Here is a 20,652-nt window from a genome sequence, read left to right as displayed (position 1 = left end):
GCCCCCATAGCGGCCATCCCCGACTCGAGTAGAAAAGTAAACGAAATGCCGGTCGCCCCGGCAGGGCCAGGTGGTCCAATTCGAGTAGTCCGATGTGACTATCTGCCTGCGCACGCATGATTGATGGTGGTAGGCCCTCGCCCCGTACTCTGGTGACCATGTCTTCCCGCCCGCAGCGCCCCCACGGACGCCCCGACGCCGGCCGTGTGGCCTCCCACCTCGCCGTGATGGGTGCCGTCGCGGTCGTCATGGGCGTCCTCGCCGCCTGCCTCGCCATCCCGTTCGCGGGCCTCGTCGGCGTGGCCGCGAAGGACGTCAGCAAGGGCATGGTCAACCTGCCGGAGTCGATCGAGGCCAAGGACCTGTCGCAGAAGACGCGGATCTACGACGTCAACGGCAACCTGATCGCCTCGCTCTACGACCAGAACCGGATCAACGTCCCGCTGAGCTCGATCTCGCGGCCGATGGTCAAGGCGATCGTCGCGATCGAGGACTACCGCTTCTACGACCACGGTGCGCTCGACCTCAAGGGCACGCTGCGCGCGTTCATCACCAACCAGGCCAACGGCGGCTCGGTGCAGGGCGGGTCGTCGATCACCCAGCAGATGGTCAAGCAGACGCTGCTCTACCAGGCGGAGACCGACGAGGAGCGCAAGGCCGCGACCGAGGAGACCTACGCGCGCAAGATTCGCGAGCTCCGCTACGCGATCGCCTTCGAGAAGAACCACACCAAGGACTGGATCCTCGAGCGCTACCTCAACATCGCCTACTTCGGCGACGGCGCCTTCGGCGTCCAGTCGGCCGCGCGGCACTTCTTCTCCAAGAACGCCAAGGACCTCAACCTCCTCGAGTCCGCGACCCTCGCCGGGCTCGTCAAGAACCCGGTCGGCTACGACCCGATCGACAACCCGGAGCGGGCCGAGAGCCGGCGCGACGTCGTCCTCGACCGGATGGCCCAGCTCGGCATCCTCACCGAGAAGAAGGCCGAGCGGCTCTCCAGCAAGCCGATCGGCAAGACGCTCAAGATCGAGACCTCGCCCAACGGCTGCCAGCAGTCCCGGGCGCCGTTCTTCTGCGACTACGTCGTCAACTGGCTGCTGAAGGACCCGGTCCTCGGCGACACCCCCAAGGAGCGTCGCCGCACGCTCAACAACGGCGGGCTGACGATCAACACCACGATCAACCTCGACATGCAGAAGGGCGCCGACGACGCGGTCTCGAGCCACGTCTTCCAGACCGACCAGGCCATCGGCGGTCTCGCCATGGTCGAGCCCGGCACCGGCGACGTCCGTGCGATCGCGCAGTCGCGCCCGATGGGCAAGGACAAGCAGGGCGGCGAGACCTACCTCAACTACGTGGTGCCGAAGAAGTACGGCGACGCCAACGGGTTCCAGGCCGGGTCGACGTTCAAGGTCTTCGTCCTCGCCGAGGCCATCAACCAGGGCATCCCGCTGAGCACCACGATCAGCTCGCCGCAGGAGATGAACATCCCCGACGAGGCGTTCGAGAACTGCGACGGCCCCTACGCCGGTGACGGCGAGGGCTGGAACGTCTCCAACTCCACCGGCTCGGGCACGTTCGACCTCTACTCCGGCACGCAGCAGTCGGTGAACACCTTCTTCGCCCAGCTCGAGACCCAGACCGGGATGTGCGAGCCGCTGCGGCTCGCGGCCGACATGGGCGTGAAGGTCCCGCTGGCCCAGAAGGTGCCGTCGTGGATCCTCGGTGTCTCCGACAGCAACCCGCTCGAGATCGCCCAGGCCTACGCCACATTCGCCGCCCGCGGCCTGCACTGCGAGCCGCGCCCGGTCACGCAGGTGCTCGACTCGTCCGGCCAGGTGCTCAAGGACTTCGCCCCCGACTGCGAGCAGGTGATGCCGGGTGCGACCGCCGACGCGGTGAACGACATCCTGCGCGGCGTGATGGAGCCCGGCGGCTTCGGCCAGAACATCGCCATCGACAAGCCGTCGGCCGGCAAGACCGGGACGAACCAGAACAACATGTCGGTGTGGTTCGCCGGCTACACGCCCACCATCTCGACGGCCGCGATGGTCGCCGGCGCCAACGAGTTCGGCGAGTGGGTGAGCCTCAACGGCCAGGTCGTCGGAGGCACCTACATCAGCGAGGCCTTCGGATCGACCGTCGCCGGACCCATCTGGGGCGACGCGATGGCCGCTGCGTCGCCGAACCTCCCCTACGAGGACTTCCAGGCCCCGCCCGGCGACGAGATCGCCGGCGTGCTGACCAGCGTCCCCGACGTGACCGGCCAGGCGGTCGAGGCGGCCACGGCCCAGCTCGAGGCGGCCGGCTTCACCGTCGCCGACGGCGGCCAGGTCAACTCGGAGGTCGAGGCCGGACTGGTGGCCTCCACCTCCCCCGAGGCCGGCACGGCGCTCAGCACCGGTGACACCGTGACGATCTACGGCTCCACCGGCTACGTCCCGCCGCCCGCCACCGAGGGCGGCGACGGCAACGGCAACGGCAACGGGAACGGCAGGGGCCGCGGTCGCGGCCGCGGCTGACCCTCCGCCCCGACCTCGGCGGGCCGGCCTCAGCCCAGCTGGCGGCGTACCTCCGCGGCGACCGCGCCGCCGTCGGCGCGACCCTTGACCTGAGGCGTCACCACGCCCATCACCTTGCCCATCGCGCGCATGCCCTCGCTGGCCGCGCCGGTCTGCTCGACGGCCGCGGTGACGAGGTCGGCGATCTCGGCCTCGGTGAGCGGGGTCGGGAGGTACTCGGCGATCACGCGGCCCTCGGCGGCCTCCTTGGCGGCCATCTCGGCGCGGCCGCCCTCCTCGAAGGCGGTCGCAGCCTCCCGGCGTCGCTTCGCCTCGGTCGACAGCACGCCGAGGACGTCGTCGTCGGTGAGCTCGCGCGCCTCCTTGCCGGCGACCTCGGCGTTGGTGATGGACGTCAGCACCATCCGCAGGGTCGAGGACCGCAGCTCGTCACGCGCCTTGATGGCGGTGGTGAGGTCGGCGCGGAGACGGTCCTTCAGAGCACTCATGCGGCCATTGTGGCAGCCTTGCCGCATGGTCTCCCTCCCCCGCCCGGGCCGCGGCGTGGCCCGAGCAGCGACGCTGGCGGTGGCCGCGGGCGCCGGCCTCGCGTCGTACGCCGCGTGGGAGGCCCGGCAGTACACCCTGCGTCGGGTGAGCGTCCCGCTGCTGCCTCCCGGCCACGCCCCGCTGAAGGTGCTGCACCTCAGCGACATCCACATGGCCCCCGACCAGCGCGCCAAGCAGGAGTGGCTGCGCGGCCTGGCCGACCTGGGTCCCGACCTCGTCGTCAACACCGGTGACAACCTCGCCCACATGCGGTCCGTGCCGGTCGTCACGGACGCGCTGGGCGGCCTGCTCGACGTCCCCGGCGTCTACGTCCTCGGGTCCAACGACTACTACTCCCCCGGCATGCGCAACCCGCTGCGCTACCTCCTGCCCGACGACGGCAGGCGCAACACGCAGGTGCCGCAGCTGCCGTGGCCGGAGCTCAAGGAACGCTTCGGCTCCGCCGGCTGGCTCGACCTCACCAACGGGTTCGGTTCCCTCACAGTGGGCGGCACCACGATCGCGTTCGCGGGCGTGGACGACCCGCACCTCGGCTACGACGACCTCGACCGGGTCGCCGGGCCCGCCGACCCGGCGGCCGACGTGCGGCTCGGGGTCACCCACGCGCCGTACCTCCGCGTCCTCGACCAGCTCGCCCGGGACGGCTACGACGCGATCATCGCCGGGCACACGCACGGCGGCCAGGTGTGCCTGCCCGCCCTCGGTGGGAGGGGCCGGGCGCTGACCACCAACTGCGACCTCGAGCCGGCCCGGGCCCGCGGCCTGCACCGCCACCCCGCCGACTCGTCCCCCGGCGACGACGGCTCGGCGTGGCTCCACGTCTCGGCCGGGCTGGGCACCAACCCCTACGTCCGCTTCCGGGTGGCCTGCCGGCCGGAGGCGACCCTGCTGACCCTCACCTAGGAGAGCCATGTCGCTCGTGCGCGTCCACAACTTCTCGATCTCGCTCGACGGCTTCGGGGCGGGCGAGCCGCAGAGCCTCGAGACGCCGTTCGGCCACGCCGGGCAGCGCCTGCACGGGTGGATGATGGCCACGCGGTTCTGGGACCCGACCACGGGCGGGGCGGGGGTCGACGACGTGTTCGCCGAGCGCCACAGCATCGGCATCGGCGCCGAGATCATGGGCGCGAACAAGTTCGGTCCCCCCGGCTGGCAGGACGACGCCGACTGGCGCGGCTGGTGGGGTCCGAACCCGCCGTTCCACACACCGACGTACGTCCTCACGCACCGGCCCCGCCCGGCGCTGGAGATGGAGGGCGGCACCACCTTCCACTTCCTCGACGCCTCCCCGGCCGAGGCGCTGGCCGTCGCGACCGAGGCGGCGGGCGACCTCGACGTACGCCTCGGCGGGGGCGCGACCACGATCAGGGAGTTCCTCACCGCCGGCCTGGTCGACCACCTCCACCTGGTGCAGGTGCCGATCGTGCTGGGCCGCGGCACGCGCCTGTGGGACGGCCTGGAGGCCCTGGAGGACGCCTACGACGTCGAGGCCGTGTCGTCGCCGAGCGGCGTGGTCCACCTGACGCTGACGCGCCGGGCGGCGACGTCCGCCTGACGTCAGCGTCTCGGTCCCAGCCCGCGGCGTCCACGCCGCCGGGGGCGATTTCGGGACGCCTCGACCGCTCCGGTATGCTCGCCCGCGTTGCCCGGGCCGGTTCCATCGACCCGGGCGGCGGGGTGTGGCGCAGCTTGGTAGCGCGCGTCGTTCGGGACGACGAGGCCGCAGGTTCAAATCCTGTCACCCCGACAGCCGGAGCTCCCGGACCCGTGATCGGGTCCGGGAGCTCCTGTCGTTCGTCCCCCCGCCCTCGGCCCGCGCCGCGTCATACGAAGCCCCACCCGTGGGTGCAGGTCCGGCTGACGCTTGCCTGCGGCAGAGGGGCGTACGCCGGAGCGGCGTCCGCCGATCAGCGAGCGGCAGCGATGAGCTCGGCGAGCTGCACCGTGTTGAGGGCGGCGCCCTTGCGCAGGTTGTCGTTGCTGATGAAGAGCGCGAGCCCGCGGTCGCCCGGCACGCCCTGGTCCTGCCGCAGGCGTCCGACGTAGGACGGGTCCTTGCCGGCGGCCTTGAGCGGGGTCGGTACGTCGTCGAGCTCCACGCCGGGGGTCGAGGCGAGGATCTCGCGGGCCCGCTGCGGCGTGATCGCCCGCTCGAACTCGGCGTTGATCGCAAGCGAGTGGCCGGTGAACACCGGCACGCGCACGCAGATGCCGGACACGAGCAGGTCGGGCAGGCCGAGGATCTTGCGGGACTCGTTGCGGAGCTTCTGCTCCTCGTCGGTCTCGCCCAACCCGTCGTCGACGATGGACCCGGCGAGGGGAAGGACGTTGTAGGCGATGGGCTCGACGTAGGTCGCCGGCTCCGGGAACGTGATCGCGGAGCCGTCGTAGGCCAGCTCGCGGGCCTTGTCGCCCGCCGCCTCGACGCCGCGGGCGAGCTCCTCGACACCGGCGACCCCCGAGCCCGAGACGGCCTGGTAGGTGGAGACGATCAGGCGGCTCAGCCCGGCCTCGTCGTGCAGTGCCTTGAGCACCGGCATCGCGGCCATCGTCGTGCAGTTGGGGTTGGCGACGATGCCGCGCCTTGCCTCGATCACCGGCGCCATCGCGTCGGGGTTGACCTCCGAGACGACCAGCGGGATGTCGGGGTCCTTGCGGAACGCGGAGGAGTTGTCGACGACGATCACGCCGGCGTCGACGAACCTCGGCACCAGCGCCCGGGAGGTCGTCGCACCGGCCGAGAACAGCGCGATGTCGAGACCGGCGGGGTCGGCGGTCGCCGCGTCCTCGACGGTGATGTCGCGGTCGCCGAACGGCAGCACGGTGCCCGCGGAGCGCGAGGAGGCGAAGAAGCGGACCTGGTCGGCCGGGAAGTCGCGCTCGAGCAGGATCTGCCGCATCGCGACGCCCACCTGTCCGGTGGCACCGACGATCCCCAGCGAAACCATCAGGACTCCATCTCGGCACGGGGTCCCCGCGCGGTTGTGGGCGGAGGAGCGAAGCGGAGGAGCACAGAACCGCGTGGGGTGTGCTGTCCGGTGGCGCCGACGATGCCGATGTTGACCATGCGGCGCGCGCTCATCGGCCGGTCCCTCCGTAGACGACGGCCTCGACCTCGTCGGCGTCGAGGTCGAACGCCGTGTGGGTGGCGCGGACGGCGTCGTCGACGGCGTTCTCGTCGACGATGACGGAGATCCGGATCTCGGAGGTGGAGATCATGCCGATGTTGACGCCGGCCGAGGCGAGGGCGCCGAAGAACTTCGACGTGATGCCGGGGTGCGAGCGCATGCCGGCGCCGATGAGCGAGACCTTGCCGATCTTGTCGTCGTAGAGCAGCTTGTCGTAGCCGACCTCGGCCTGGATGCGGGCCAGCGCGGTCATCGCGATCTGGCCGTCTGTCCGCGGCAGGGTGAAGGAGATGTCGGTGAGGCTGGTCGCCGCGGCCGAGATGTTCTGCACGATCATGTCGAGGTTGATCTGCGCATCGGCGAGGGCCTCGAAGATGCGGGCCGCCTCGCCGACCTTGTCGGGCACGCCGACGACGGTGATCTTGGCCTCGCTGCGGTCGTGGGCGACGCCGGCGATGATGGGCTGCTCCATGGTGACTTCCTCGCTGGGTGCACTGGACTGGTCGGGGCGCGCGGGCGTGTCGACGACCCGGGTGCCCTCGAGCTGGCTGAACGACGAGCGGACGTGGATCGGGATGCCGTAGCGGCGGCCGTACTCCACGCATCGCAGGTGCAGGATCTTGGCGCCGCAGGCGGCCAGCTCGAGCATCTCCTCGTAGGAGACGTGGTCGAGCTTGCGGGCGCTGGGCACGATGCGCGGGTCGGCGGTGAAGACGCCGTCGACGTCGGTGTAGATCTCGCACACGTCGGCCTCGAGCGCCGCTGCCAGGGCCACGGCAGTCGTGTCGGTGCCGCCACGACCCAGCGTGGTGATCTCCTTGGTGTCCGCCGACACGCCCTGGAACCCGGCGACGATCACGATGTGGCCTTCGCCGATCGCCTGGGTGATCCGGCCCGGCGTGACGTCGATGATCTTGGCCTTGCCGTGCACCGAGTCGGTGATGACGCCGGCCTGGGAGCCGGTGAACGACCGGGCGGTGAACCCGAGGTCGCTGATGGCCATCGCGACCAGCGCCATGGCGATGCGCTCGCCGGCGGTGAGCAGCATGTCCATCTCGCGCGCCGGCGGCAGCGGCGAGACGCCGGTGGCGAGGTCGACCAGGTCGTCGGTCGTGTCGCCCATGGCGGAGACGGCGACGACGACGTCGTGGCCGGACTTCTTGACCTCCACGATGCGCCGGGCGACGCGCTTGATGGCGTCGGCGTCGGCGAGCGAGGAGCCGCCGTACTTCTGCACGACAATGCCCACGGTGTGGTCCTCGGGGATCGGGGTGCGGCTCTCGGGCCGCGTCGGGATGGCGGGCCCGCGGCGCCGTTGCCGGCAGGCCGACCCCGATTCTACGGCTGCGTCCCCGGCTCGACCTCGAGCATCTCATCGGCGACCGCGACGGCCTCGGCGTTGGCCTCGAAGTCGGTGTCGAAGCGGTCGTGCGCGACGACCGTCAGCAGTGCGTTGAGCGCCGCCCCGGCGAGGTTGCCCCAGCTGTTGACGTAGGAGAACTGCCACCACCACAGGGCCTCGTCGACGTCGCCGGCGCGGTAGTGGCGCAGGCCGTTCTCGAGGTCGATGGCGATCGAGGCGAGGTCGTCGGAGAGCCGGCTCTCGACGACCTCCGGGACGTAGGGGTCGAAGACGAACGTGTAGGGATCGATGCTGTCGAGCATCTCGGCGAGCCGCAGCCGCAGCTCGTCGATGTCGGCCTCCGGGCCGACGTCGGGCTGGAACTCCTCGCGGGGCGTGAAGTCGGTCTGCGCCCCGAGCCGCGCGCCGGCGAGCAGCACCTGGCTGATCTCGAGGAGCAGCAGCGAGACCGCCTCCGCGCCGTTGCCCTCGCGGGCGATCGCGCGCAGCGCGAGCAGGAAGCTCGTCACCGAGTCGGCGATCTGCTCCTCGAACCTGATCTTCTCGACGCTCATTCGGCTGATCTCCTTCCGGCGAAAGCCCGCCCGAGCGTGACCTCGTCGGCGTACTCGAGGTCACCACCCACCGGCAGTCCACTCGCCAAGCGGGTCACGCGCAACCCCATCGGGAGGAGCAGTCGCGTGAGATAGGTCGCGGTGGCCTCGCCCTCGAGGTTGGGGTCGGTCGCGAGGATGACCTCGGTGACGGTGCCGTCGGCGAGCCGCGGCATCAGCTCCTTGACGTGGAGCTGGTCGGGTCCGATGCCGTCGATGGGCGAGATCGCCCCTCCGAGGACGTGGTAGCGGCCGCGGAACTCGCGGGTGCGCTCGATGGCCACGACGTCCTTGTACTCCTCCACGACGCACAACACGCTGGGGTCGCGGCGCTCGTCACGGCAGATCCGGCACCGCTCGTCCTCGCTGACGTTGAAGCACGTCGAGCAGAACTTGACCCTGGCCTTGACCTCGATCAGGACGTCGGCGAGGCGGCGCACGTCGACGGGCTCGGCCTGGAGCAGGTGGAACGCGATGCGCTGGGCGCTCTTGGGCCCGACGCCGGGAAGCCGACCGAGCTCGTCGATCAGGTCCTGGACGACACCTTCGTACAACGACGTCGCCTCAGCCCAGGCTGGGCGGCTGGAAGCCGAGGCCGCCGCCGCCCGCGCCGCCCCCGAGGCCGTCGGTCAGCGGGCCCAGGGAGTCACCGGCGAGCGCCTCGGACTTGGCCCGCGCGTCGCGGTAGGCGGCCACGATGAGGTCGGAGAGGTCCGACAGGTCGTCGGGGTCGGTGCCGTCGAATTCCCCGGAGCGGATCGTGACGCCCACCAGCTCGCCGACGCCGTTGGCCGTCACCGTGACGGCGCCGCCGGCGACGGTGCCCTCGACGGTCTGCTGGGCGAGGGCGGCCTGGGCCTCCTCGAGCTGCTGCTGCATCTGCTGCGCCTGCTGGAGGAGGGCGTTCATGTCGAAGCCGCCGCCGAGGGCGTCGAACGGGTTCTGGGTCATCGGGTCTCCCACGGGGGATCGGGTGCGCGGACGGGGATGGTGCGGGCGAGCAGGACGGTGCCGGTCAGTCGTTCCTGATCTCCTCGATCAGCTTGGCACCGAGGGTCTGGCTGAGCAGCGACTCGGTGTCGAGGGCGCCCGACTCGGCGTCCGGGTCGTCGGGGTCGACGTCGTCGTCGGCCGACCGCACGGGCTCCGACGGCTCGGGCGCACCCCCGGCGCGGGCGGCCTGGAGCGCCTCGCGGGCCGGCGCCGCCGAGACCGAGGGCTGGGGCGCGGCCACGGGGGGCGGGGCGGCGTCGCCCGTCACCCAGGAGGGCGGGCCGTCGGGGGCCTCCTGGGCCGCGCCGCCGGGCGGGCGGCCGGCGAGGTCGGCCACGGACGGCGAGGTCGGGTCGGGGGACGGCGCGGTGGCCGACTGGCGCACGACCGGGGCCTCCGCGGCGGCGCCCGAGGGGTCGACGATCGACTCGACGCGCCAGTCCATGCCGACGATGTCGATGGCGGCCTGCCGCAGGATCTCGTCGCAGCCGCCGTTGACGAACGAGTCGCGGGCACCGGCGTTGGCGAAGCCCACGGTCAGGCGGGTGCCGTCGACGTCGACCACGTGGGCGTGCTGGGAGAGCACCATCCACGCGAGGCGGCGACGGTTCTTGGTCTGCTCGAGGATGTCGGGCCACAGGCGGCGTACGTCGACGAGGCTGAGGCCGCCGCGCGGACCGGCGGGCTGCTCGGCCACCGGGTCACCCGGGGCGGCCGGGGCCGCGGCGACCGGGGCCGGCTCGGCGACCACCGGCGGCGCCTGCGGACCGGGCTCCGACGAGGTCGCGGGGGACGGGGCGTGACCGTCAGCCGGCACCGCCGACGGCATCGGCGGGGGCGGCGGCGGGCCGTCGTCCCGGCCCTCCGCCGGCGCCGCGGTGGGGACCGGCGGCGGGGGTGCGGGCTCGTCGGACCGGGCCGGGGCGGGCCGTGACTGTGCGGGCACTGCCGCGGGCGTTACTGCAGGTGCCGTCGGGGTCGCTGCGGGAGGCGCCGCGTGGGTGGGCGCCGCCGGGGCGACGGGCTGCGGGAGGTCCGTCGCGGGCGCGGCCGCGGCGGGGACGGCCGCCGCGCGGGCCTGGGCGGCCGGGGTCGGCGCGCCGGTGACGTCGAGACGGCGCTCGAGGCGCTCGAGGCGGGCCATCACGCCCTCGGAGGTGTGGTCGGCCCCGGGCAGGAGCACCCGGGCGCACAGCAGCTCGAGCAGGAGCCGCGGAGCCGTCGCGCCGCGCATCTCGGTGAGGCCGGCGGCCACGATGTCGGCGGCACGGCTGAGCTCGATCGCGCCGAACCGGGCGGCCTGCGCGACGAGCCGCTCGCCCGCGTCCTCGGGGACGTCGATGAGCCCGGTGGCCGGGGCGCCGGGCACGGCGGTGACGATGACGAGGTCACGCAGCCGGCGCAGCAGGTCCTCGGTGAAGCGGCGGGGGTCCTGCCCGGTCTCGACGACCTTGTCGACCACGGAGAACACCGAGGCACCGTCGCGCGTCGCGAAGGCCTCGACGACCTCGTCGAGCAGCGAGTCGGGGGTGAAGCCGAGCAGGTCGGTCGTCAGCTTGTGGGTGACGCCGTCGGGGCCGGCGCCGCCGAGCAGCTGGTCGAGCACCGACAGGGTGTCGCGGGCCGAGCCGGCACCGGCGCGCACGACGAGCGGCAGGGCGGCCGGCTCGATGGCCACGCCCTCCTCGGTGGCGAGCTGGGAGAGGTAGTCGCTGAGCAGGCGCGGCGGGATGAGCCGGAAGGGGTAGTGGTGGGTGCGCGAGCGGATGGTCGGCAGCACCTTGTCGGGCTCGGTGGTGGCGAAGATGAACCGGAGGTGCGGCGGCGGCTCCTCGACGAGCTTGAGCAGCGCGTTGAAGGCCTGCGGCGTGACCATGTGGGCCTCGTCGATGATGTAGACCTTGTAGCGGTCGCGCACCGGCGCGAAGAACGCCTTCTCGCGCAGGTCGCGGGCATCGTCCACGCCGTTGTGGCTCGCCGCGTCGATCTCGATCACGTCGAGCGAGCCGGTGCCGCCGCGCGCGAGCTCGCGGCAGCTGTCGCACTCGCCGCACGGGTCGGAGACCGGCGCCTGGGCGCAGTTGAGCGCGCGGGCCAGGATGCGCGCCGAGGTGGTCTTGCCGCAGCCGCGGGGCCCGGAGAAGAGGTAGGCGTGGTTGACGCGGTTGGCGGCGAGGGCCGCGCGCAGGGGCTCCGTCACGTGGTCCTGCCCGATGACCTGCTGGAAGGTCTCGGGCCGGTAGCGGCGATAGAGCGCGAGCGGTGACTCCACGTCGTGAACCCTAACCGGGCGGACCCACAGTGCACACCGGGCGTGGCCCCCGGTCCGTCCCCGGTCCGTCCCCGTGCGAGCCCCGGACATGAAGAGGCCCCCCACGCACCCGTCAGAGCTCACTGACCCTTGCTGCCTTCCGGCCCTGGGGGATTGGGCGAGGTGACGCCGCGTGGGGGGTTGCCGGGAGTCTAGGCGAGCCGATGTCGGGCGCCCAAACCCGGGGACCGGCGGCGTCGGCGTACGCGATTTCACCGGCACCGGGGCGACCGGTACTCTCCTCGGCGGAGGTATCGCCTAGTGGCCTATGGCGCTCGCTTGGAAAGCGGGTTGGGTTAACGCCCTCGGGGGTTCGAATCCCCCTACCTCCGCCGACACGACGGCCCCGCACCTGCTGGTGCGGGGCCGTCGTCGTCCTCGGCTCAGCGCAGCTGGGCGCGCAGGCCGTAGCGCCACTCCTCCGAGATGAGCAGGCTGTTGTCGTCGAGGCGCCGCTCGACGGCGTCGACCAGCATCGCCGACGCCTTCTCCGGGTAGACCCGTTCCCACGACAGCTCGGCGCGGTGCTCGAAGACGTGGTGGATGACGCTGACCATGAGGTCCTTGTGGATCGGCGGCGCGAGGAAGTTGCTGCCGGCCAGGAAGGTCTCGGACCGGTCCGAGCCGAACCGCAGCGTCACGCAGGGCACCTCGAGGACGTTGGCCTCCTCCACGATGCTGCCGGAGTCGGTGACGATCACCGCGCACATCGACATCGCGGCGACCACGTCGAGGTAGCTGTCCCACACGGGCGTCGAGATCAGCGCGTCGCCGTACCTGGCCTCGAGGTCCTCGAGCCACTGGCGGCGGCCGAAGTTGTCGATGGCGGCCTCGGTGCCGAGGAGGCGGATGAACAGGACGTGGTGGCCCTGCTCGAGCAGCTCCTCCATCGCGTCCATCAGCAGGTTGAAGCGGTCACGGTTGGTGGTGTTCTCGCGGCGGTGCACGCAGAAGCGCAGGAACGACCCGTCGCCCATCTGCGGGTACTTCTGCAGGACCTGGTTCTTGTCGCTACCGGCGACCGCCTGCTGCAGCGCGTCGACCACCGAGTTGCCGACCACGTCGATGGCGGCCGGGGCGAAGCCCTCCTCGAGCAGGAACTCGCGGTTGAGCTCGACGGGCGCGGCGTGCAGGTCGGAGCCGGCGTCGGCGACGCGGGTGTTGAACTGCTCCGGCGAGGGCTCCCGGCTGCCCTTGGACCAGCTGGCGCGGTCGATCGACTGCTCGCGGAACGACGCCCAGTCCAGGTCGGCGCCCTGCTCCATCCAGCCGCGCAGGACCTCGGGCTTCGGCGAGAGCGTGCGCAGGCCGGCCTCCACGTGCACGAGCGCCTGCCGCTCGCCGAAGGTGGCCAGCGCGCCGGCCATGGCGGTGGTCGTGTCACCGTGCACGTAGGTGATCGGGAAGCCGCCGCGCTCGGCGAAGCCGCGCAGGTAGAGCGCCAGCTTGGCGGTGATCCCCGACACGAGGTCGTTGACCCCGCCGCGGACCTCGAGGTTGACGTCCTCGCGCACGCCGAACTCGTCGAGCATCGACTGCGAGAGGTTGTGGTCGTAGTGCTGGCCGGTGTGGCACAGCACCACGTCGTGCCCGCGGTTGCGCAGCTCGTGGTAGATCGGCGCCTGCTTGATGATGTCGGGCTTGGTGCCGACGACGACGATGTGCTGGCTGTTCTCGTGCGACATGGGTTCCTTCGCTGGGGAGCGGTGGGAGGTCAGAGGAGATCTTCGCGGGTGCTGGCCGCGAGGAGCGAACGCAGCCGCTCCAGGGTGGGGGTGTCGAGGGCCTTCTTCTTGTCGAGGACGTAGACGGCGTCCTCGTGGGTCACCACGATGAGCCCCCTCGCCCCGAGGGTCACGACCGGCCGGCCGTCCATGCTGGCGACCAGGACGTCCTCGGCGTCGAGCTGGAGCGCCGGGCCGATCGAGGTGACCCGCTGGTCGTGCAGCACGCGCTCGAGGCGCGTCCAGGTGCCGACGTCGGTCCAGCCGAGCCGGCGCGGGACCACCAGGCACTCCATCCCGGCCCACATCAGGGGGTAGATCTCGTGGCCGCCGATGGTGGCGCCGCGGTAGGCCTGGTCGGTGCCCTGGCTGCGGGCGAACCGCTCGATCGAGTCGAAGATCAGCGGGAGGGCGGTGCGGTAGGCCTCGCACGCCTGCCCCACGCGTACGCCGTAGCAGGCGGTGTTCCAGTAGAGCGACCCCGTGCCGGACAGCTCGTCGACGAGCTCCTGGTCGGGCTTCTCGTGGAAGGAGTCGATGACCTCGACGCTGCCGTCGCCGTCCTTGGTGTGGATGTAGCCCAGGCTCGGGTCGTACCTGCTGGGCTCGGCGCCGAGCACCACCATCGACTCGGGGGTCTTCTCCAGCTGCGCGAGCATGTCGCGGGACGCGGCGTTGAAGGCCTCCTCCTCGTTGATCAGGTGGTCGGAGGGGGCGATGAGGGCCGGCGCGTTGCCGTAGAGGTGCGTCAGGGTCGCGACGCTCAGCGCGAAGGCGGTCGCCGGACCGGCCGGGTCCTCCTCGAGGATCAGGTTCTCCGCGGGCACCGGCCCGAGGTTGGCGCGGGCCGCGTCGGCGAAGCGGGCGCGGGTGGAGACGTGGATGCGGCGGGGGTCGACGATCTCGCTGAGCCGCTCGATCGTGCCGGTGAGCAGCGGCCGGTCGCGCACGACGGGCTGGAACTGCTTCGGGGCGCGGTCACGGCTGATCGGCCACAGGCGCGAGCCCTGCCCGCCGGCCAGGATGACGGCAACGGGCTCGTCCGAGGTGTCGGTCATGGGGCGATTCCATCACGCCGCACCACCGCCTGACTCAGCGTCGCAGCAACGGGCGCAGCATGAAGGCGAGCGCCAGCAGCGACCCCGCGACCAGGCCGGCCCACAGCAGGATGGCGCGCGGGGTGCTGAAGAGGTCGACGCGCTCCGGGGCCGGCGGCGCCTGGGCGTCGGCGCGCGTCTCGGCGACGGTCGTCTTCACCGTGCCACGGCGGCTGGGCTGGATCTCGCGCGTCAGCGCGTCGTGGGCCTGGACCACGCCCGCTCCCGTCCAGGGGTTCTCGACCACGGCGTCCGGACCCTGCGGCGCCCCGGCGCCCTCGGTCGTGGCCTGCAGCCGCGCGACGAGCTGCCGCGGGGTCTCGCGGGGGAAGCGCTCGCGCAGCAGCGCCAGGATGCCGCTCACCTCGGCGGCGGCCCAGGACGTGGCGACCTCGCCGACCACGCACACCTGTCCGGTGGCGTTGGCCGAGATCGCTCCGACCGTCGGTGCCGCGACGTCGGTGTCGAGGTTGGGCACGACGTAGGCACTGGGGTCCTCGCCCTGGGGCGGGGTGGCGCTCACGGCGAGCACGCCGGGGTAGTCGGCGGGGAACACCTCGGCGTCGTTGCCCGGTGTGCCCCGGGACCCCTCGTCGTCGGACCCGTCACCCTCCTCCACGTTGCCTGCGGACGCGACCACGACGACGTCGAGGGCGACCAGACGGGCGACCGCGGCCTTCAGCGCGGGGTCGGACGAGTCGACGGCGAGCGAGATGTTGACCACGTCGAAGCCGACCTGGCGGTCGTCGGCGATGACCGCCTCGATCCCGGCCACGATCCCGGCGGAGGTCGGCTGCTTCTGGCCCTGCGACACGTCGGCGGTGTCGGAGTCGTAGACCTTGTAGTCGAAGACCGTCGCGCCGGGCGCCACGCCCCGGGGACCGGCGATGAGCCCGGCGACGATCGTGCCGTGGCCCGACAGCAGGCCGGTGCCGGAGGCGCCGGCGAGGGCGCGGGCACCCCCCACCGTGATGCCGTCGACCCGCATGACGCCGCTGTCGATGACGGCGACGTCGACCCCGCGGCCCATGGCGAGCTCCTGCGCCTGCTCGACGTGCATCCGGTCGAAGACCGGGTTGTCCTTCTCGTGGGTGTCGGCCAGCCGCTCGGAGCCGGGCACCTCGCCGACCGAGCACGGGGCGTCGTGGTCGGCGTGGGCCGGCGATCCGGCCCACACCGGGACGACCGACGCTGCGACCACGCCGGCCGCGAGCGTCGTACGCAGGCGTGCCGGTCCCATCACCCGGCGTCCGCCTCGGACTCCGGTGGCGGTGCGTCCTCGGAGACCCGACGTGCGCTGTTGGTCGAGAGCGCCACCCCGGTGTCGAAGAACTGCAGCCAGGCGCTCGGCACGAGCGGCGGCTCCACCTCGGCGTAGCCGATGAACTCGGGCACGCGGGGGCCGAGCGTGTAGCGCGCGCCCTTGGTGTCGATGACGTAGGGCGTCCCGCCGGGGGCGGCGGTGTCGGACCCGGACAGGACGTAGGCGCCGGCGCTGGGCTCGACGTCGACGTCGTGGCGACCGGCGCGGACCGCGGCGTCGGTCTCGGCGGGGTCGGCGGCACCGGTGGGGTTGGTGGCGAGGGTGACGGCCGGGTCGCCGTCGGTGCCGGGGTGGAGCACCGCGCAGAGCGCGCCGGTGCTGACCGCGGTCGGCAGCTCCGAGGGCCACTCGGCGGGGGAGCTGGTCATGGCGAAGTCGACGACGAGGTCCTCCGACAGCTCGGTGGCCTGGCGGCCGACCACGGAGTAGACCTCCCCGGCGAAGGCCGACAGCCGCTCGGGACCCTCGTCACCGAGGAGGTAGTAGCGGCCGCTGGCCGAGCGGAGCAGGTCGCCGACCTGGTAGGCCGAGAGGTCTGTGCGGGTGTCGCCGTAGGGCACCGGCTCGCCGTCGCGGGTGACCCCGAAGGCGTCCTTCTCCAGCGCGTCACCGAGCGGGAAGAGGTTGAGCCAGTCCTGGTCGACCTCGACGGGCGCCGACGTGAAGTCGAGCCGGTCACCGATGGTCGAGGCGCTGGTGTCGTCGGCGGGCATCGGGAACCGGTAGGCGCGGCCCTGGGTGGAGCCGACGGGCGGCGCGGTCGCGATCAGCCACTCCTTGCCCTTGGTGGAGACGAGGAACGCCGACCCGGTCAGGTCCTCGACACCCGGCTCCTGCTGGACGGCGACCTTGATGCCGAAGCCGTCGGCGGTGCAGGCGGTCCACCCGTCGTCGACCAGCTCGTCGGCCGCGGGGAGACCCGCGGGGGCGCCCTCGATGCCCAGGTCCTCGCCGAGCTGGACGGTGCGGATGTACTTGTCGCGCACGGTGTAGGGGGTGAGCTCGGCCTGCTCGAGCAGCAGCTGGGCCGAGACGTAGTTGGGCACGCGTTGGATCATCGGGTCGTCGCCGCCGCGCAGGACGACGTACTGCTCGCCGGTGTCCTTGGAGATGATGAAGCTGCCCTCGTCGAGCCACTGCGCCGGCGGGCGCCCGAGCAGGAAGCCGGCGATCGCCGCGCCGGCGAGCAGCAGCACTGACAGGGCCACGCCGCCGATGAGCACCCGGCCGGGTCGCACGGGCTCGACCTCGCGGCCGCCGGGCGCCCCGGAGACGAACGCCGTCACCAGACGGCGGCGGCTGAAGGCGTGCGCCTCGACGAGGTCCTTCTTGGTGGCCATCGGCTCAGCCCGCCACGGCCGCGACGAAGCCGGCCGCCAGCACCATGAGCGGCAGCAGTGCGAGCAGGGTCATCGTCTCCACCACGTCGCCCAGCCGGCCGCGCCGCACGGAGGCCGAGGCGGGGACGAGGGTGAGCGCCAGCAGCAGGGCACCGAGGGCGGCCAGGCCCATCGCGGCACCGGAGCGCCAGCCGTCGTGGATGAGCAGCATCGACACGGCGACCGAGACCAGGCCGAGGATGCCGGACGCGAGGCCCGCCAGCACCTCGGCGCTGGTGCGGTACTGCCGGGTGCGGAACATGACCGCGAGGCAGCAGACCGCGGCCAGGACGGTGCCGTAGACGCCCCGGTCCACCGCGAACGGCGCGAGGAGGACGAGCAGCGTGCCGACCGTCGCCGACACCGCGAGCAGGATCTCGTGGCCCACCCGGGCGTCGTCGGCGACCTCGTCGGGGTCGATCTCGTCGGGGTCGGCGGTGATGTCGTGCAGGGAGTAGAGCTGGTCGACGGTGGTGCCGGTCACCCCGAGGGCCAGCCACGGCAGGACACTGCCGGCGAGCACCACGAGCGTCATCAGCACGGTGAACACCGGCCCGGGGTCGAGGTCGAAGACCCGGATCACCACGGACCCGGCCACCAGGACGGCACCCACGACCACGGCCGGGATGACCAGGGGCCGGCCGTCCTGGAGGCCCACCACGGCAGCGAGACCCACGGCGAGCACGCCCAGCCCGGCGAAGAGCAGCGGGTCGGTGAAGAAGGCGTCGTCCAGCGGCCAGCTCCACGCGGGCAGGTCGCCCGGCGCCAGCAGGAGCCCAGCGACGCCGGCGTAGAGCGCGGCGAGCAGGGAGACGACCACGCCGGCCTCGGGCTCGCCCTGGGCGCGGGCCAGCACGATGCCACCCACCACCAGCAGGCCCGCGATCACCGCGGCGGCCACGCCGCCCAGCAGGCTCTCGCCCTGGAGCAGCAGCGCCAGCGCGCCCAGGCCGAGGAGGATGCTGCCCGCGCCGAGCGCCGTACGCCGTCCGGCGGCCGGCTCCCACGGCTTGAGCTCGTTCTCCACAACGTCGGCCATCGCCTCGACGACGTCGTCGTAGACGCGGGGCGCCTTCTCGTCGACGCCGGCGGAGACGGTGAGCAGGCCGCCGTCCTCGATCCCCTGCATGGTGAGTCCGGCGTCGGCGGCGAGGATCCGCCCCTCCTGCGTCACCAGGCGGTAGCCGCCGTAGACGGTGGAGGCGTCGAGCAGGCCCACCGAGCGGGCGAGCTCCGGCACCAGCTCGGCGACCGGGATCGACCCGGGCAGCACGAGATCGACCCGTCGAGACCCCGAGGCGATGGTGACCCGGACCAGGCCCGAGGCGACCGAGGACCCCTGACTCATCGATGTTCCCCCTGAACGTGCATCACCTGCGCCGGCCGGCGGGGCCGGGCGCTGAACGGAGAGCAGCCTAGGCGACTGCGGCGCGGAAATGGGCCGAGGCCGGCCATCCCCGGAGGGACGACCGGCCTCGGCCGGTGGCCTGCGCTCAGAAGCGGTTGGCGCCCCGCGCGTCGGCGGCCTTGTACTCGGCGTTGGACGCGTCGACACCCTGGCTGGCCTGCTGGAGCAGGAGGGTCATCTCGGTCATGGCCTGGTCCCACTTGGCCTTGGCCTGGTCGTAGGCCATCTTGGCGTTACCGTTCCAGTCCGACTTGAGGGGGTTGAGCTCGTTCTCGAGCTGGTCGAGGCGGGCCTCGATGTCCTTGGCCGCCTTCATCACGTCGGCCGCACCGGCGTCGAGGGAGCCGTGCTGGACCTTGATTCCGTCGAAAGTCATGTCGATCTCCTAGATCTCAGAAGGGTGTCGGCGTCAGCCGAGACGGCCCTGGAGGTTGGCGTGGGTGGCGGACTGGTTCTCGTCGGTCGAGACGTTGTCGCGCTCGGTCTCCTTCATCGACGCCGACAGCTGGTCGAGGGCCTTGAGGATCGTCTCCTGCTTCTGGTCCCAGGCGATCATGAGGTTGTTGAACGCGGTGGCACCCTGGCCGCCCCATCCGCCCATCATCGTCTGGATGTTGCCGGAGAGGACGCCGCACTTGTTCTTGACGTCACCGCGGGCCTGGTCGACGAAGTCAGCGCCCTTGGAGAGGGCCTTCTCTGTCTGGCCGTACATGTCGCTCATGGAAGTTTCCTTCTCCCTCGGCGGTCGAACCGAACCGAGTGTTGTGTTGGTGATCCACTGGTGGTGATCCGGTGCCCGGGGAGACGTCCCGACCCCCCGCGCTGACGTGCATCTACCCGACGAAATCGGGGCTAAACCTAGGAAGTCATTTCCCACAGGCGGCGGAACACGCCGGCCGCCACGACGGCCGAGGCGAACGCGAGGCTGCCGCACAGGGACTCGGCCACCTCCGCCCGGCGCGACCACCACACCGAGCGCCACCCGCGGCCGGTGGCGACGGCCGCCGCGAGGGCGATCGCACCGAGGCCGACAGCGACGTAGAAGAAGGTGTCGACGTGCCCGGCGCCGGCGCCCGCGACGAGGTGCACGGTGAGGGCGGTCAGCGCGCCGAGGCCGGCCATCCGCAGCAGCGCCCGGGCGGCGGCGTGGCGGTAGGACCGGGCGGCCAGCAGCAGCGAGCAGCCGGCGAAGAACACCAGGCAGCGCGCGCCGATGCGGTCGAGGTCGGTGGAGGCGGCGTGGAGCAGCAGGGGGCTGGCGACCACCACCGTCACCAGGATCGCTGCCGCGGCGCCGGTCACGATCCGCGAGGCCCGGTGCACCAGCCGCTCCATCGCGTCGGCGGCCACGACGATCCGACCGCGTCGTCCCCGGCGGGTGCTGTCGCGCGCCGACCAGGCGGTGACCGCGAGCCGGTCAAGGTCGAGCAGCGCCTCGTCGGGCACGTCGATCGCGAGCGACGGGGCGAACCGCGCCGCCATCATGGAGAGGAAGACCAGCAGGGTCCAGGCGACCCGGGCGTCCCAGCCCAGCAGCGCCGGGACGGCGCAGCAGGCGAACACGGTCAGCCCGGACGCGATCCACACGGTGCTGGTCTCGTCGCTGCCGACCGACAGGGCGCGACCGATGCCGGCGACCACGGCGGCTGAGATGCCGGCCGCCCCCAGGATCGCGGGGAGCAGGTGCACGCCGGGCTCGTGGAGCGCGGCGAACGCGGCGGCCGCGGCGAAGGCCGGAGCGGCGGCGGCGCGCTGACGAGCGTGGCGCCCGACCGGCAGCACACCGACGAGCGCACAGGCCAGCAGCACCCCGACGGCCGTCGTGCGGACGGTCTCGTCCGTCGCGCGGGCGGCGTACCAGGAGGAGAGGACGGCGGCGAGGGCGGCGATCGTGGCCATCATCGAGGCGAGCGCCGGGCTCTCCGGGGCGTTCTTGGCGGCCTCGAGCAGGGTCACCTTGCGCGGGCGGTGCACGCCGGTGGTCGCCACCAGCACGTCACCGGCCTGGATGCCCGCCTCGCTGAGCGGCTGCGCGGCGTTGAGCCGTTGGCCGAGCGACGTCTGCAGCAGCGGGATCCCGCCGCCGGCGCCCGCGAGCTCGGCCTGCTTGGCGTACTCCCGGGCGACGTCCACCGAGGTCGCGCCGGCCGGGACGACGAGGTCGAGCACCCCGGCGGGGCCGTGGACGCTCACGGCGATGGTCGCCTCGGCGGAGCCGGGCATCGCGACCTCCGACAACGGATCCCCCTTCGCGGCAGCGG

Annotated in this window: 18 protein-coding genes, 2 tRNA genes and 1 other RNA gene; 5 read left to right on the top strand and 16 right to left on the bottom strand. The window is 72.4% G+C overall.

All coding sequences use genetic code 11. The annotated features are described in order from the left end of the window. Positions 1-158: 158 nt before the first annotated feature. A complete protein-coding gene (locus SHK17_RS01285; protein ID WP_322920815.1) occupies positions 159-2,522 on the top strand; it encodes a penicillin-binding protein in 2,364 nt (787 codons plus the stop codon). A gap of 29 nt (positions 2,523-2,551) precedes the next feature. Here the strand turns inward: SHK17_RS01285 and SHK17_RS01280 are convergent, their stop codons facing one another. Then, positions 2,552-3,010 (bottom strand): GatB/YqeY domain-containing protein, encoded by a 459-nt coding sequence (locus tag SHK17_RS01280; protein WP_172268899.1) that lies wholly within the window; start codon positions 3,008-3,010, stop codon positions 2,552-2,554. 25 nt (positions 3,011-3,035) lie between these two features. On the opposite strand from SHK17_RS01280, the gene SHK17_RS01275 reads away from it, so the two are divergent. The 3 genes from SHK17_RS01275 (at position 3,036) to SHK17_RS01265 (ending at position 4,818) form a co-directional block, all read left to right on the top strand. Next, the gene (locus tag SHK17_RS01275; RefSeq protein WP_322920814.1) at positions 3,036-3,974 is read left to right on the top strand and encodes a metallophosphoesterase; all 939 of its coding nucleotides are present in this window, start codon (positions 3,036-3,038) and stop codon (positions 3,972-3,974) included. 7 nt (positions 3,975-3,981) lie between these two features. After that, positions 3,982-4,626 carry a dihydrofolate reductase family protein gene (locus tag SHK17_RS01270; RefSeq protein WP_322920813.1) on the top strand — a complete coding sequence of 215 codons (645 nt, stop codon included), beginning with the start codon at positions 3,982-3,984 and terminating at the stop codon, positions 4,624-4,626. Between the two features lie 118 nt (positions 4,627-4,744). Next, positions 4,745-4,818: transfer RNA gene (locus SHK17_RS01265), tRNA-Pro, on the top strand. Positions 4,819-4,978: 160 nt separating this feature from the next. Here the strand turns inward: SHK17_RS01265 and SHK17_RS01260 are convergent. The 7 genes from SHK17_RS01260 to ffs all read right to left on the bottom strand — a co-directional run bounded on the left by SHK17_RS01260 (position 4,979) and on the right by ffs (position 11,602). After that, complete coding sequence (locus SHK17_RS01260) at positions 4,979-6,019, bottom strand: aspartate-semialdehyde dehydrogenase (protein WP_322920812.1); 1,041 nt, start codon at positions 6,017-6,019, stop codon at positions 4,979-4,981. Positions 6,020-6,149: 130 nt separating this feature from the next. Further along, positions 6,150-7,448, bottom strand: coding sequence for an aspartate kinase (locus SHK17_RS01255; RefSeq protein ID WP_322920811.1), 1,299 nt, complete (start codon positions 7,446-7,448; stop codon positions 6,150-6,152). 89 nt (positions 7,449-7,537) lie between these two features. After that, positions 7,538-8,116, bottom strand: a complete 579-nt coding sequence (locus SHK17_RS01250) for a DUF5063 domain-containing protein (protein ID WP_322920810.1) — start codon at positions 8,114-8,116, stop codon at positions 7,538-7,540. Then, positions 8,113-8,709, bottom strand: a complete 597-nt coding sequence (gene recR, locus SHK17_RS01245) for a recombination mediator RecR (protein ID WP_172268879.1) — start codon at positions 8,707-8,709, stop codon at positions 8,113-8,115. The genes SHK17_RS01250 and recR overlap by 4 nt, the downstream gene beginning before the upstream one ends. A gap of 10 nt (positions 8,710-8,719) precedes the next feature. Further along, positions 8,720-9,106, bottom strand: a complete 387-nt coding sequence (locus SHK17_RS01240; protein ID WP_172268876.1) for a YbaB/EbfC family nucleoid-associated protein — start codon at positions 9,104-9,106, stop codon at positions 8,720-8,722. Between the two features lie 64 nt (positions 9,107-9,170). Next, complete coding sequence (locus tag SHK17_RS01235) at positions 9,171-11,420, bottom strand: DNA polymerase III subunit gamma and tau (protein WP_322920809.1); 2,250 nt, start codon at positions 11,418-11,420, stop codon at positions 9,171-9,173. A 92-nt stretch (positions 11,421-11,512) separates the two neighbouring features. After that, positions 11,513-11,602: signal recognition particle sRNA small type (ffs, locus tag SHK17_RS01230), an RNA gene on the bottom strand. 104 nt (positions 11,603-11,706) lie between these two features. Between ffs and SHK17_RS01225 the strand changes: the two genes are divergently transcribed. After that, positions 11,707-11,791, top strand: a tRNA-Ser gene (locus SHK17_RS01225). A gap of 51 nt (positions 11,792-11,842) precedes the next feature. On the opposite strand, the gene SHK17_RS01220 is transcribed toward SHK17_RS01225, so the two are convergent. The 8 genes from SHK17_RS01220 to SHK17_RS01185 all read right to left on the bottom strand — a co-directional run bounded on the left by SHK17_RS01220 (position 11,843) and on the right by SHK17_RS01185 (position 20,629). Continuing rightward, positions 11,843-13,144 (bottom strand): UDP-N-acetyl glucosamine 2-epimerase, encoded by a 1,302-nt coding sequence (locus SHK17_RS01220; RefSeq protein ID WP_172268870.1) that lies wholly within the window; start codon positions 13,142-13,144, stop codon positions 11,843-11,845. Positions 13,145-13,173: 29 nt separating this feature from the next. Next, positions 13,174-14,241 (bottom strand): sugar phosphate nucleotidyltransferase, encoded by a 1,068-nt coding sequence (locus SHK17_RS01215; RefSeq protein ID WP_172268867.1) that lies wholly within the window; start codon positions 14,239-14,241, stop codon positions 13,174-13,176. Between the two features lie 34 nt (positions 14,242-14,275). After that, positions 14,276-15,520, bottom strand: a complete 1,245-nt coding sequence (locus tag SHK17_RS01210; protein WP_322920808.1) for a S8 family serine peptidase — start codon at positions 15,518-15,520, stop codon at positions 14,276-14,278. Further along, complete coding sequence (locus tag SHK17_RS01205; protein ID WP_172268861.1) at positions 15,520-16,944, bottom strand: type VII secretion protein EccB; 1,425 nt, start codon at positions 16,942-16,944, stop codon at positions 15,520-15,522. The genes SHK17_RS01210 and SHK17_RS01205 overlap by 1 nt, the downstream gene beginning before the upstream one ends. Positions 16,945-16,948: 4 nt before the next feature. Beyond that, positions 16,949-18,331, bottom strand: coding sequence for a type VII secretion integral membrane protein EccD (eccD, locus tag SHK17_RS01200; protein WP_322920807.1), 1,383 nt, complete (start codon positions 18,329-18,331; stop codon positions 16,949-16,951). Between the two features lie 145 nt (positions 18,332-18,476). Next, positions 18,477-18,767 (bottom strand): WXG100 family type VII secretion target, encoded by a 291-nt coding sequence (locus SHK17_RS01195; protein ID WP_172257656.1) that lies wholly within the window; start codon positions 18,765-18,767, stop codon positions 18,477-18,479. A 33-nt stretch (positions 18,768-18,800) separates the two neighbouring features. After that, on the bottom strand, positions 18,801-19,112 hold the full coding sequence (locus tag SHK17_RS01190; RefSeq protein WP_172268855.1) for a WXG100 family type VII secretion target: 312 nt from the start codon (positions 19,110-19,112) through the stop codon (positions 18,801-18,803). A gap of 137 nt (positions 19,113-19,249) precedes the next feature. Then, positions 19,250-20,629 (bottom strand): ubiquitin family protein, encoded by a 1,380-nt coding sequence (locus SHK17_RS01185; RefSeq protein WP_322920806.1) that lies wholly within the window; start codon positions 20,627-20,629, stop codon positions 19,250-19,252. Positions 20,630-20,652: the final 23 nt, after the last annotated feature.

This window comes from Nocardioides renjunii, from assembly GCF_034661175.1.
Lineage (GTDB): Bacteria > Actinomycetota > Actinomycetes > Propionibacteriales > Nocardioidaceae > Nocardioides > Nocardioides renjunii.
This window is presented reverse-complemented; position numbering and strand designations above follow the sequence as displayed.

Coding starts and splice junctions, on each gene's coding strand:
- SHK17_RS01285 (WP_322920815.1), top strand. CDS start 159: ATGTCTTCCCGCCCGCAGCGCCCCCACGGACGCCCCGACGCCGGCCGT.
- SHK17_RS01280 (WP_172268899.1), bottom strand. CDS start 3,010: ATGAGTGCTCTGAAGGACCGTCTCCGCGCCGACCTCACCACCGCCATC.
- SHK17_RS01275 (WP_322920814.1), top strand. CDS start 3,036: ATGGTCTCCCTCCCCCGCCCGGGCCGCGGCGTGGCCCGAGCAGCGACG.
- SHK17_RS01270 (WP_322920813.1), top strand. CDS start 3,982: ATGTCGCTCGTGCGCGTCCACAACTTCTCGATCTCGCTCGACGGCTTC.
- SHK17_RS01260 (WP_322920812.1), bottom strand. CDS start 6,019: ATGGTTTCGCTGGGGATCGTCGGTGCCACCGGACAGGTGGGCGTCGCG.
- SHK17_RS01250 (WP_322920810.1), bottom strand. CDS start 8,116: ATGAGCGTCGAGAAGATCAGGTTCGAGGAGCAGATCGCCGACTCGGTG.
- SHK17_RS01240 (WP_172268876.1), bottom strand. CDS start 9,106: ATGACCCAGAACCCGTTCGACGCCCTCGGCGGCGGCTTCGACATGAAC.
- SHK17_RS01220 (WP_172268870.1), bottom strand. CDS start 13,144: ATGTCGCACGAGAACAGCCAGCACATCGTCGTCGTCGGCACCAAGCCC.
- SHK17_RS01215 (WP_172268867.1), bottom strand. CDS start 14,241: ATGACCGACACCTCGGACGAGCCCGTTGCCGTCATCCTGGCCGGCGGG.
- SHK17_RS01210 (WP_322920808.1), bottom strand. CDS start 15,520: ATGGGACCGGCACGCCTGCGTACGACGCTCGCGGCCGGCGTGGTCGCA.
- SHK17_RS01205 (WP_172268861.1), bottom strand. CDS start 16,944: ATGGCCACCAAGAAGGACCTCGTCGAGGCGCACGCCTTCAGCCGCCGC.
- eccD (WP_322920807.1), bottom strand. CDS start 18,331: ATGAGTCAGGGGTCCTCGGTCGCCTCGGGCCTGGTCCGGGTCACCATC.
- SHK17_RS01195 (WP_172257656.1), bottom strand. CDS start 18,767: ATGACTTTCGACGGAATCAAGGTCCAGCACGGCTCCCTCGACGCCGGT.
- SHK17_RS01190 (WP_172268855.1), bottom strand. CDS start 19,112: ATGAGCGACATGTACGGCCAGACAGAGAAGGCCCTCTCCAAGGGCGCT.